Here is a 12,131-nt window from a genome sequence, read left to right as displayed (position 1 = left end):
CAATATTGGCAGTTGGTTTTAAAATTTATGCGGGAGTGGCTCAGTGGTAGAGCATCGCCTTGCCATGGCGAATGTCGCGGGTTCGAATCCCGTCTCCCGCTCCAGATAAGGCGGCATAGCCAAGCGGTAAGGCAGAGGACTGCAAATCCTTTATCTCCAGTTCGAATCTGGGTGCCGCCTCCATTTTTTATAGGGTGCTGGGTTTCATCCGGGTTTTATTTATCTGACGAACGAACAGGCTTATTGCCGGAGTGGCGGAATAGGCAGACGCACAGGACTTAAAATCCTGCGGTTCCACAAAAACCATACGGGTTCGATCCCCGTCTCCGGCACCAGTATTGAGGGTTTCAGCATTGCTGAAATTTTTTTGTTTTTGGATGAGATAATTTTTTCATATTGTCATAACGAAATTTTTTCACTTTTTACCGTAAAATATTGTCGGGAAGAATGAACCACCTGGTTCTGCAAAAAATAAAAAGGAAAAATCGAAGTTTCGCATCCTCTTCCATGTTTGCATCATTTTCCATGTCAGCGAGTCACTGATCAACCAATTAATACATCATGACTTTGAAATGCTCATGGGAATACTATCTCCGAGGGAAACTATCCAAACAGCACGGCATATAATGAAACAGGAATTGGATACCTTACCCTTCATAATACAGCAATATCGATCCGGTTTGGCTGGATCGGTCGGAGTACTATGATAACAGCATTCTTCCCCGGAAAAAACAACAATGAGGAAGAATGGAAAGAGGATGGAAGGGAGTGGTAAAATGCAGCTTTTATCCATCGGGGTGGAAGAACGGGATATGAGCGGAAAGGAAGCGTTGTTCCGGAAAGCTCAGATCCGCAAGCCGGATGGACTGGATATCGAAGAAAAAAAAGCAGGGGATCTTTTATTCCTTAACTATACCAGCTGCCAGGATTATGACAGCGTCACCATAAAGTCGGTCCAGGATAAACTGCACCAATATGTTGCCGATACCGTATCTGAAATCATTTTGGAGGATTTGCAGTCTGAGATGGTGGAAAAGATTATCCGGGATGAATATTTTTATTTTGAGCAGGAGGAGCGCAACAAGATACTTCGGGATGCCATGGCGATTATGTGGGGCGGAAACCCCACGGTTCGTTCCGAAGTGATCCGAAGCAGATGGCGCAGCCGGGTATGGAAACGTATCATGGAGCATCTGGAGGACAATGATGAACTGGTGCTGGAAGGGTTTATCCGGTTTCGAATGAAGGATTTTACCTGCGAGCTGGAGGAAGCAGTGGATCGGGCAGTGGATGACCTGCTGATCGAAAAAGAGTACAGGGAGTTTATTAAGTTGCTTCGATATTTTGTGGAAATACAGGAGCCTAAGGTGGATGAAGTTCATGTTCAGCTGGGAGAAGATAAAAAATATATATTGCTGGATTCCAGTCTTCATGTCATCAACAACGATATGCTGGAAGATTTGGCAAGGGAAATTTCCGACAAGGAAATCAGTCACGATGATCTGCTGATCAGTTCGCTGATTACCATAGCGCCAAGAAAGATTACTATTCATCAGTGTGACCGGATCAAGAATACAGAGCTTTTGAATACCATCAGCAATGTTTTTTGCGGCAAAGTCACTATATCAAAGGAAGGTGTTCTGCCAAAGCAGTAAAGGATCCGGAAAGAGTCTATTTTCTCCTTGACAACATGGGCTTCTGCGGATATAATTGTAATAAAATCAAAAATGGCTAAAATGTGAGGAAAAGGACGAGTAAACACAGGTTCCCATGTCATCAGAGAGGAAATATCAAAGGCTGAAAGTATTTCCGGACAGGATCGGTTGAAAACCACCTTGGAGCATTTCGGCCGGTTCCCGTTAAAGGACCACATAAGCCGGGCATTATTTGCCAATCAGGGTGGAACCGCGAGCAGAGCTCTCGTCCCTTATACAGGGATGAGGGCTTTTTTGATGTATATACAAACTTTCTTCGGTTTATGGAATCCTTTATGGGCTAATAATTTTTGGGGAAAGGAAGTGCAGAGATGATTCAAATCAAATTGAAAGACGGTTCTATTAGGGAATATCAGGAAAGCATAACCGTATGGGATATTGCAAAGGATATCAGTCCGGGTCTGGCCCGGGCGACGCTGGCAGGAGAGTGGAACGAAGAGGTTGTGGACATCCGGAAGAAAATCGATGGGGATGGCACGCTGAATCTGCTGACTTTTGAGGAGGAGCAGGGCAAAAAAGCTTTTTGGCATACTTCCTCCCATATTATGGCACAGGCGGTAAAGCATCTGTTTCCGAAAGCCCGGCTGGCCATTGGGCCCGCCATTGATAACGGCTTCTACTATGATTTTGATGTAGACAAGCCGTTCAGCACAGAGGATCTGGAGGCCATTGAAAAGGAAATGGAGCAGATCGTAAAGGAAAATCTGAAGCTGGAGCGGTTTGAATTACCCAGGCAGGATGCCATACAGTATATGGAGGAGAGGGAAGAGCCCTATAAAGTGGAACTGATCCGGGATCTGCCGGAGGATGCCGTGATTTCGTTTTATCGGCAGGGAGATTTTACGGACCTTTGTGCCGGCCCGCATATAGCCTCCACCGGATCGGTAAAAGCCATCAAGCTTTTGAGTGTTGCCGGAGCCTATTGGAGGGGAAGCGAGAAAAACAAGATGCTTCAGCGCATCTACGGGATTTCATTTCCCAAAAAGAGTCAGCTGAAGGAATATATGAACCGCCTGGAGGAAGCCAGGAAGCGCGATCACAGAAAAATTGGCAAGGAACTGGATTTGTTCAGCATTCAGGAAGAAGGTCCGGGCTTTCCGTTTTTTCATCCGAAAGGCATGATCCTGCGGAATCAACTGGAAGATTTCTGGAGGAAGGAGCATGTACAAAGAGGTTATCAGGAAATCCGCACTCCCATGATTCTGAACCGTGATCTTTGGATCCGTTCCGGGCATTGGGATCATTACAAGGACAATATGTATTTTACCAAAATCGATGGGGAGGACTACGCGATAAAGCCGATGAACTGTCCGGGCAGCATGCTTCTCTATAAGAGAAAAATCTACAGCTATCGGGATCTGCCGGTACGAATGGCAGAGCTGGGGCTGGTCCACCGTCATGAGTTGTCCGGTACCCTCCATGGCCTGATGCGGGTTCGTTGCTTTACCCAGGATGATGCTCATATCTTTATGCTTCCGGAGCAGGTCCGGGATGAGATCATCGGTGTCATTGATCTGGTGGACTATTTTTACAAGGTGTTTGGCTTCCGATATCACGTGGAGCTTTCCACAAAGCCGGAGGATTCCATGGGCAGCCCGGAGGATTGGGACAGGGCAACCAATGCATTGAAAGAGGCACTGGAGATAAAGGGCCTGGATTATAAGATCAATGAGGGGGACGGCGCTTTTTACGGGCCCAAAATTGATTTTCATCTGGAGGACTGTATTGGCAGGACCTGGCAGTGCGGGACCATTCAGCTGGATTTCCAGATGCCGGAGCGCTTTGACCTGACTTATGTGGGGCCCGACGGGGAGAAACACCGGCCTGTCATGATTCATCGGGTGGTATTCGGCAGTATCGAACGGTTTATCGCGATTCTCACCGAACAGTTTGCCGGTGCTTTTCCGGTCTGGCTTTCTCCGGTGCAGGCAAAGTTCCTTTCCATTACCAATCGGTCCGATGACGCTATCGGCAAAATGATGAAAGACTTCGAAAAGGATGGGATTCGGACGGAAAGTGACCTGCGGAATGAAAAGATCGGTTATAAGATACGGGAAGCCCGGATGGAAAAGGTACCCTATATGCTGGTGGTCGGTGACAAGGAAGTGGAAGACGGTACCGTGTCCGTCCGTTCCAGAAGCAAAGGCGATCTGGGTACCATGAAGCCGGAAGATTTCAAAGCCCGGATAGAAAGGGAAATATCGGAAAAAGCACTGGATTAACATTTGATTCCATGGAAGGATTGCGCAATCCGCGAAAAATTGTTGACAGTGGGAAAGCCATGTGATATGATAATAGCACAGCAAGTAGAAGCTATCCACTTCTCACCTTCCGGCATTTTGTCAGGTAAGGTCAAAATTGATTCAGGTGGTGAATGATATTTTGGAGTGGGTAGAGAATTAACCCACTCCTTTTCAGTATTCACATTCGTTGGGTAGGGTGGAATGCTTCATCCGGGCGGATGCGGCAGAATGCTTCATGCGGTGATCAATACGTATAGCGGCAAATCAAACGAAGCTTATGAAATGGAGTAATACATTGGCTGTGGCTCAGGATTTAAAAAAGTGGAGGTGGATAAATATCAGTAGGAAAGAACTCTCCATCAATGAAGAAATAAGGGAAAAGAAAGTCAGGGTAATTGGCAACGACGGGGAACAGCTGGGCATCATGCCTACGGGAAGAGCTCAGGAGCTTGCGGATCAGAAACAATTGGATCTGGTCCTGATTGCACCCAGGGGAAATCCTCCGGTCTGCAAAATCATGGACTATGGAAAGTATCGCTTTGAGATTGCCAAGAAGGAAAAGGAAATCCGTAAAAACCAGCGAGTGATTGACGTCAAGGAAATACGTCTGTCCGCGTCCATAGAAGAGCATGATATGGCTGTGAAGGCCAGGAATGCGGATAAATTTCTGAACGCCGGGGATAAGGTAAAGGTAACCATTCGTTTCCGGGGCCGTGAAATGGCCCATCGTGAGATTGGCTTTCAGGTAATGGAGACTTTCAACTCTATGCTGACCGCAGATATCGAGATAGAACGTAAGCCAAGACTGGAAGGCAGGAGCATGATTATGGTCTTAGCACCAAAGGAATAGACCGCTTGAAAGGAGGAACAGAATATGCCTAAAATGAAAACTCACCGGGGAGCTGCCAAGAGATTCAATCTGACAAAATCCGGTAAAGTAAAGCGAGCCAAAGCTTATAAAAGTCATATTTTAACCAAGAAATCTCCCAGGAGAAAGAGAAATCTTCGGAAGGGGACCTATGTTACGGCGGCAGAGGCAAATGTCGTGAAAAAAATGATTCCATACAAGTAATTCTTAAGACGAAGGAAGGTTTAGGAAATGGCAAGAGTAAAAAAAGCAATGAATGCCAAAAAAAAGCATAAAAAAGTATTAAAACTTGCCAAGGGCTTTTACGGCACCAGCAGTAAGCAATTCCGCCCTGCCAACGAGGCAGTGCTGCGGTCGATGTCTTATGCATATACAGGAAGAAGATTAAAAAAGAGGGATTTCAGAAAGCTCTGGATTACCAGGATCAACGCTGCTGCCAGGACCAACGGCTTGAGCTACAGCAAGTTCATCAATGGTCTGAAAAAAGCAGATATTCAGGTGGATCGGAAAATCCTGGCGGACATGGCAGTAAATGATGCAGACGGCTTTACCCAGTTGGTCGACATTGCCAAAGAAAATCTGGAAGCATAACAGACAGATTGGGAAGTTTCAAAAATAGGGCCTCGGGGGAGACCTTATTTTTATGAGCAGCTGAGCGCCTGCAGATTTCCTGTTTTCCCTGGCTGTCCATCCTGTGGCCGGAAAGGAAACCTGAGATGCAAAAGGAGAAATCAATGGATTCGTTTCGTAAACAGCATGAGAAACAGCGTGAGGATCCGTTTTTAGTCCTGTCCAGCCCATCCAACCACACCGTGAAGTATGTGAAAAGCCTGTTATCTGGAAAATATAGGGAGAAGAACCACTGCTTTTCTGTGGAAGGCCGAAAGATGGTTTCGGAGGCGATGTCTTCCGGGTTCTCCGTGGACATGCTGTTGTTTTCCGAAACCGGTGCGGGCCCGGCTTCTGATCCGGATCCGTTGCTGACTCTTGCAGGGAGAAAGAACATACCATGGAGGATTACCACGGACCGGATTTTCCGGACGGTTTCAGATACGCAGACACCGCAGGGTGTCCTGGCCGTCGTCCGGGAAAAGGATTATTCTCCGGAAGAAATCATTGGGCAATCCCCCGGATTCCTGGTAATATTGGACGGAGTGAGGGATCCGGGCAATGTGGGGACCATTGTGCGTACCGTGGATGCTGCAGGAGGAAAGGGAGTGATCCTGATTCATGACTGCGCAGACCCGTATCAGCCCAAAGTTGTCCGTGGGACAATGGGATCGGTTTTCCGGGTGCCTGTTGTGCGCTGTGAGACGGAAGAGGTAACGGACAGGCTGGTTCATTTGGGATATCACGTTTTGGCCAGTCACCTTGAGGGCTCCGATCTCTTCCAATGGCAGGGAGGGTATGACAGGACGGCATTGGTGATCGGTAATGAATCCCGGGGAGTCAGCCGGCAGATGATGGACCTGGCGGACAGTCTGGTGAAAATACCAATGACTGGCGGGGCGGAGTCTTTGAATGCTTCGGTGGCGGCAGGGATTTTGATTTACGAAATTTTCCGGAAAGGGAGGAATATGGACAAGTAATCCCTTGAACGGGTCAGGCAAGTATGGTACAATTATGTAAAATAAGCCTGTAAAGGAGTTTGGTCTCCATGGTGTCAGAGTTCTTTTGGAGGATCTTCGAAACCACAGGTTCCGTAACTGCCTATATTATGTATCGAAAATTAATTCCAACAAAGGAAAGACAATGAAGGAGAAAAGTAGATTCTGATGGATGGATTCAGGGAGGGAGCGTCGTGGACTGGAAGCGCTCCTGTCATCCGGAATTGAATGTTCGCTCCGGAGCCGGAGGCTGAAACGTAATTGTTCAGGCCTTCCCGGATTTACGCCCGTTAAAACGTATTGAGGTTTCATTGTGAAATGAAGTTGGGTGGTACCACGCAGGAAACAGCCTACGTCCCATTATGCGGGACGGGGCTTTTTTTATATATTCCACACCACTTTTATATATTCCACACCACTTTAAACAGGAAAGGAGCTGTTATAGTTGATAAAGGAGAAACTGGAACAAATCAGGGGAGAAGCCGTGCAGGCCCTGAAAAATATAAGCGATCTCAATCAGTTGGAGGAGTTTCGGGTCCGTGTATTGGGGAAAAAGGGGAAGCTAACCATGGTCCTGCGGGAAATGGGAAGCCTTCCGCCGGCGGAGCGCCCTGTGATTGGTCAGCTGGCCAACAAAATACGGACTTTACTGGAGAAGGAGCTGGCTGAAAAAGCCAATGCCCTTCGGGAAGCTGCTCTCGAAAAACGGCTTTCAGAGGAAACCATTGATATTACCGTCCCGGGCAGGAAGCCTGCCAGAGGGAATCTCCATCCCAATACCAGGACACTGAATGAATTGAAGGACATTTTTTTGGGAATGGGGTTTGATGTTGCGGAAGGGCCGGAGGTGGAATGGAACGAATATAATTTTAAAGCCTTGAATACGCCGGAGAACCACCCGGCAAGGGATGTTCAGGATACTTTTTACATCAATGATGAAATTCTGCTCCGAACGCAGACATCCCCGGTACAGATCCGCACCATGCTCAGCAAAAAGCCGCCCATCAAGATTATTTGCCCGGGAAGGGTTTATCGTTCCGATTCCGTGGATGCCACCCATTCCCCGATTTTCAATCAGGTGGAGGGCCTGGCAGTGGACCGGAATATAACAATGGGAGACTTGAAAGGCGTGCTGGATGTCTTTGCGAAGCAGGTATTCGGTCCGGAAACCAGGACCAAGTTCCGGCCTCATCATTTTCCATTTACGGAACCCAGTGCGGAGGTGGACGTTACCTGTGCCATTTGCCATGGTTCCGGCTGCAGGGTATGCTCCCATACCGGATGGATTGAAATTCTGGGAGCCGGGATGGTGCATCCCAATGTGCTGCGATACTGCGGGATCGATCCGGACATTTACAGCGGATTTGCCTTTGGCATGGGATTGGACCGAATAACAAATCTCAGGTATGGAATTGATGATATCCGTCTGCTGTTCGAGAATGATATCCGTTTCCTGAAACAGTTTTAGGAGGAGGAATTGATATGTTGCTGCCGATGAATTGGGTAAAAGATTATGTGGAAGTAGAAGAAAATACCGGGACTTTGGGTGATCAGCTGACCATGACCGGCTCGAAAGTGGAGGAAATCATAACACTGCATCAGGAGATTTCCAATGTAGTGGTTGGAAAGATTCTTTCTGTGGAGCCTCATCCAAATGCGGACCGGCTTGTGGTATGTCAGGTGGATATAGGAACGGAAGCGCTGCAGATCGTAACCGGAGCCAACAATATCGCCGTCGGGCAGCGGATTCCGGTGGCAGTTCACGGGGCGAAGCTGCCGGGGGGAGTCACCATCAAAAAAAGCAAACTTCGTGGTGTGGAATCCTATGGCATGATGTGTTCCGGGGAAGAACTGGAACTGCAAGACAGCGATTATCCGGGGGCGGAAGTGGACGGCATCCTGATTCTGAAGGAGGACTATCCGCTGGGAATGGATGTGAAAGAGGCGTTGGATCTGGGCGGAGATGTCATCGATTTTGAAATCACCCCGAATCGTCCGGATTGCCTCAGCGTTTTGGGTATGGCAAGGGAAATTGCCGTAACGACCGGAAAGACATGGTCCATGCCGGAGATTGCCTTAAAGCCCGGCGTCGGCCGGATTAAGGATGAGCTGAAAGTTGAGGTGGAGGACGCCGCACTTTGCCCGAGATATCTGGCACGCGCCGTCAGGGATATCCGCATCGCCCCTTCCCCTCAATGGATGCGCCGTCGTCTGGCAGCCGCCGGTGTCCGGCCCATCAATAACATTGTCGATATTACAAATTATGTGATGCTGGAACTGGGTCAGCCCATGCATGCCTTTGATCTGGACAAGGTAGAGGGCAGGAAGATTGTGGTGCGGACTGCCAGACCGGGAGAAACCATTGTCACTCTGGATGGAAAGCACAGGGATCTGACGGAAGGCATGCTGGTGATTGCGGATACGGACAAACCCATTGCAGTAGCCGGCGTAATGGGGGGGGCAAACTCCGGGATCACGGACGGAACCAGGCAGATTGTATTGGAAAGTGCCCTGTTCCAGGGAGCCAGTGTCCGATTGACGTCCAGGGCGCTGGGATTGCGGAGCGAGGCTTCCAGTCGGTTTGAAAAGGGACTGGATATCAATATGGCACGGACGGCGGTGGACCGGGCTGCTCAGCTGATTCAGGAACTGGGAGCCGGGACCGTGGTGGAAGGGTGCATTGATGTACTGGGAGCTTCCACGGATCGAAAGACCATTACGGTAAAATGGAACCGTATCAACGAGCTGCTGGGCCTGAAGCTTTCCGCGGAAGTCATGAAAGACATCCTGACCAGGCTTGGGCTGGAAATCACCCTGGATGGAGATACGCTGTCGGCTGTTGTGCCGACCTATCGCAATGACCTGGAGGGAGTAGCCGATCTGGCGGAGGAAGTCGCCCGCATTTACGGGTATGATAAAATTCCAATGACCTTGATGGAAGGCTCCGCCTCCCGGGGAATCCGAACCCGGAAGCAAAATTGGATCGATGCCGTAAAACAGGCTATGGTTGGCATGGGAATGTATGAAACCATGACTTACTCCTTTGCCAGTCCTGCAGTGTATCAATCCATCGGCATGTCGGATCCCATGGATTTCCCCCCTGCCATAAGGATCGCCAACCCGTTGGGAGAAGATCAGAGCATGCTGCGTACGACCATGATGCCCAGTATGCTGGAGGTTCTGTCCCGGAACTATAACCGACGTCTGGAGGACTGCAGCATCTTTGAAATCAATCCGGTTTTCCTTCCGAAATCCCTGCCGCTGACGGATCTTCCCGATGAAGTCCTGACTCTGGCCATGGGGCAATACGGCGAAGGTTCTGATTTTTATTCCATGAAAGGAAAAATAGAAACAATTGCTGAGCTTCTGGGCCTGGAGTACAAAATCAGTTTCCGGGCTGTCCGGCATCCGGCTCTGCATCCTGGAAGGACTGCGGAAGTCCGGATCGGTGATCAGCCGGTCGGCGTTTTTGGAGAAGTGCATCCGAAAGTTGCAGACAACTATCAACTGGATATCCGGGTCATGCTTGGGGAACTGAATCTTGCAGTTCTGCTGGATCATGCAAAAACCGGCTGCCAGTACCGGCCCCTGCAGCGTTATCCCGCTGTTCCAAGGGATCTGGCCCTCATTGTGAAAAAAACGGTTCCGGCCGGACAGATTCTGGAGCAGATCCGGAAAACCGGCGGAAAAATTCTGGAGGATGTTTCGCTGTTTGATATTTATGAAGGCAGCCAGATACCGGAAGGATACAAGAGCATGGCATTTTCTCTGGTATATCGTGCATCCGACCGTACGTTGAAGGACGACGAAGTAAATAAAGTACACAAAAAGATCCTGGACGTTCTGGAAATGGAAATCGGTGCAAAGTTGAGATAGACATTTCCCAAAAATCATAGTAGAATTAAGTGGGAATTTATTTTGACGGGGGATAGTAACGCAAAATTTAAAATCATGATTGAATAAAATTGCAAGGCATTATCGAATAGGAAGAGGTTTCAGCCGATAGATTGATTTGAGAGGGTTATACGGAATTAAAATGTACGAGAGTATAGGGGTTGATCGCAGATGGCACAAAAAGTAAAGACCGTTGTAAAGATTGCGGGAAAGGAATATACGGTCCGGGCTTTTGAAACGGAGGAATATATCCATAGAGTGGCTATCTATGTAAATCGCAAGATGGAGGAGGTCGAAAGGACTCAGCCGGCTCTCAGTACTTCCATGACGGCTGTATTAACCGCCATAAATCTGGGAGATGAAGTTTTGAAGCTCCAGGATAAAGTGGATTCCCTTCAAAATCAACTGGAAGAGCTGGAGAATGACTCCAGAAAGTCGAATACGGATTCTCCCCACTCGAAACCTGCCCCTGTTATTTATGATGTTTCCCGGAAGGGAAAGCGTTCCTGAAAATGTGAAAAGGATTCTGTCAGAGCCCTGACTAAAACAGCCGGGGCTCTATGTGATTGGTGGAAAGCTTTTGAGAATCCGCATACTATCTGCATGGAGTACTTTGGATGAGCTCCCGGTACTTGCCGGGAGTTATGCCCTCTATCTTTTTAAATTTGCGGATGAAACTGGAGACATTCGTATACCCAACACAAAGAATGATTTCCTTGATCGGTAAATCCGTCTCTGAATCCATACAGTTTATGGGTAAATTTGGAAAAGATCACGGGGTAACCCTTGCCATGGAAAATCTTCTCCGGACCTGCCTGGGAAACTGTGCGGATGAGATCCGGGCTCTGGTGACAATAGAATGTCAAAACTCATAGACCATATCAAATGAAACACTGGACCGGTTGTTGTATCCCCGGCAGAAGATACGATTGTCCTCGCAGGCCTTTGCAACGGAGAAGGCATCTTCCAGCCGCAGTTCCGAGTGGAAGTAGGTATCCATCCGTTTCAGACGGGAAAGATTTGTTATCTCCTGTTCTGTGAAAACATCGTATGCAAATTCCCCGTATCGGCAGTTATTGACATGTCCCAGACAGTCGATATCGCTGTTTCGCACCTTACGATCCTCCACTTTAGAGAAATCCGGATGGCTTTTATTGCCTGGACCAGCCTGGATTGTAATCTCTTCCACTGCATCGATCAATGGGAACGGAAGCTCCTTTTTCCGATAAATTGAGCGCTTGCCCCGGTCCAGCAGGATGGAAAAGCTGGAGCCCTGAAATGCAATTTGATTATCCTTGTTTCGAAAGACAAATTCCCGGCGGAAATAAGGGCCCCGCCGTCCGGAATGCCAGGTGTTTGCATACAATGGAACCAGTCCCTCCACAGGTTTCCTGATTTCAAAGGACAGAGACACCAATACCCAGGCCAGGCCATATTTTGCCAGCTTATCTTCACTGAGATCAATTTTCATAAGATGCTGGTCCGCCACCACGGAAAACAATCTTTGATACGCATAGGGCTTTAAAAGGTTGTTTTCATTTAGATCCGCCACGTCCGGTTGCACTTGATAGATAAATTTCTTTTCCGTGTTTTCCTTCTTCAAGGCTCTCCCTCTTTCTGCAGTTTGCTTTTGTTCTTTTTCCACCCCTGTATTATAGCATAATAGGAGCACTGCCGGACAAATGGTGTTTTGACAAAACAGAGCAATTGCTTCAGATCTGGCACCAGAAGCAGAACAGGAAAAGAGATTTTGCGCATCCCTGTTTTCGTGATATAATGATACGAAGTTTGGCGTTCCTACTAT

At 48.2% G+C, this 12,131-nt stretch carries 10 protein-coding genes, 3 tRNA genes and 2 other annotated features; of the genes, 12 read left to right on the top strand and 1 reads right to left on the bottom strand.

Annotated features, from left to right (window positions below):
• Positions 1-29 precede the first annotated feature (29 nt).
• The 12 genes from QBE55_13040 (at position 30) to QBE55_12985 (ending at position 10,837) form a co-directional block, all read left to right on the top strand.
• A tRNA-Gly gene (locus QBE55_13040) sits at positions 30-104 on the top strand.
• A 5-nt stretch (positions 105-109) separates the two neighbouring features.
• Positions 110-183, top strand: a tRNA-Cys gene (locus tag QBE55_13035).
• Between the two features lie 62 nt (positions 184-245).
• A tRNA-Leu gene (locus QBE55_13030) sits at positions 246-335 on the top strand.
• A gap of 441 nt (positions 336-776) precedes the next feature.
• Entirely contained in the window at positions 777-1,655 is an 879-nt protein-coding gene (ytxC, locus tag QBE55_13025) for a putative sporulation protein YtxC (protein ID WZL78416.1), read from the top strand.
• A 371-nt stretch (positions 1,656-2,026) separates the two neighbouring features.
• Positions 2,027-3,937 (top strand): threonine--tRNA ligase, encoded by a 1,911-nt coding sequence (gene thrS, locus QBE55_13020; protein WZL78415.1) that lies wholly within the window; start codon positions 2,027-2,029, stop codon positions 3,935-3,937.
• 76 nt (positions 3,938-4,013) lie between these two features.
• Positions 4,014-4,137: a sequence feature (ribosomal protein L20 leader region), on the top strand.
• 122 nt (positions 4,138-4,259) lie between these two features.
• Complete coding sequence (gene infC, locus QBE55_13015) at positions 4,260-4,808, top strand: translation initiation factor IF-3 (protein ID WZL79950.1); 549 nt, start codon at positions 4,260-4,262, stop codon at positions 4,806-4,808.
• A 24-nt stretch (positions 4,809-4,832) separates the two neighbouring features.
• On the top strand, positions 4,833-5,030 hold the full coding sequence (gene rpmI, locus QBE55_13010; GenBank protein WZL78414.1) for a 50S ribosomal protein L35: 198 nt from the start codon (positions 4,833-4,835) through the stop codon (positions 5,028-5,030).
• Positions 5,031-5,057: 27 nt separating this feature from the next.
• Positions 5,058-5,417, top strand: a complete 360-nt coding sequence (rplT, locus tag QBE55_13005; GenBank protein ID WZL78413.1) for a 50S ribosomal protein L20 — start codon at positions 5,058-5,060, stop codon at positions 5,415-5,417.
• 143 nt (positions 5,418-5,560) lie between these two features.
• A complete protein-coding gene (locus QBE55_13000) occupies positions 5,561-6,415 on the top strand; it encodes an RNA methyltransferase (protein WZL78412.1) in 855 nt (284 codons plus the stop codon).
• Between the two features lie 154 nt (positions 6,416-6,569).
• Positions 6,570-6,796 (top strand) — a binding site (T-box leader).
• A gap of 85 nt (positions 6,797-6,881) precedes the next feature.
• Entirely contained in the window at positions 6,882-7,901 is a 1,020-nt protein-coding gene (gene pheS / locus QBE55_12995; protein ID WZL79949.1) for a phenylalanine--tRNA ligase subunit alpha, read from the top strand.
• A 14-nt stretch (positions 7,902-7,915) separates the two neighbouring features.
• Entirely contained in the window at positions 7,916-10,309 is a 2,394-nt protein-coding gene (gene pheT / locus QBE55_12990; GenBank protein ID WZL78411.1) for a phenylalanine--tRNA ligase subunit beta, read from the top strand.
• A gap of 189 nt (positions 10,310-10,498) precedes the next feature.
• Positions 10,499-10,837, top strand: a complete 339-nt coding sequence (locus QBE55_12985; protein ID WZL78410.1) for a cell division protein ZapA — start codon at positions 10,499-10,501, stop codon at positions 10,835-10,837.
• A gap of 352 nt (positions 10,838-11,189) precedes the next feature.
• Here QBE55_12985 and QBE55_12980 read toward each other — a convergent pair whose 3' ends face one another.
• The gene (locus QBE55_12980; GenBank protein WZL78409.1) at positions 11,190-11,930 is read right to left on the bottom strand and encodes a thioesterase; all 741 of its coding nucleotides are present in this window, start codon (positions 11,928-11,930) and stop codon (positions 11,190-11,192) included.
• Positions 11,931-12,131 lie beyond the last annotated feature (201 nt).

The sequence above is a fragment of the Eubacteriales bacterium mix99 genome (assembly GCA_038396605.1).
GTDB lineage: Bacteria > Bacillota > Clostridia > Caldicoprobacterales > DTU083 > UBA4874.
The sequence above is the reverse complement of the archived record's forward strand: the minus strand, read 5'-3'. Positions and strand labels throughout refer to the sequence as shown.

Excerpts from the sequence above, each read along its gene's own strand:
- rpmI (WZL78414.1), top strand. The coding sequence starts at position 4,833 with ATGCCTAAAATGAAAACTCACCGGGGAGCTGCCAAGAGATTCAATCTG.
- ytxC (WZL78416.1), top strand. The coding sequence starts at position 777 with ATGCAGCTTTTATCCATCGGGGTGGAAGAACGGGATATGAGCGGAAAG.
- thrS (WZL78415.1), top strand. The coding sequence starts at position 2,027 with ATGATTCAAATCAAATTGAAAGACGGTTCTATTAGGGAATATCAGGAA.
- QBE55_13000 (WZL78412.1), top strand. The coding sequence starts at position 5,561 with ATGGATTCGTTTCGTAAACAGCATGAGAAACAGCGTGAGGATCCGTTT.
- pheT (WZL78411.1), top strand. The coding sequence starts at position 7,916 with ATGTTGCTGCCGATGAATTGGGTAAAAGATTATGTGGAAGTAGAAGAA.
- rplT (WZL78413.1), top strand. The coding sequence starts at position 5,058 with ATGGCAAGAGTAAAAAAAGCAATGAATGCCAAAAAAAAGCATAAAAAA.
- QBE55_12985 (WZL78410.1), top strand. The coding sequence starts at position 10,499 with ATGGCACAAAAAGTAAAGACCGTTGTAAAGATTGCGGGAAAGGAATAT.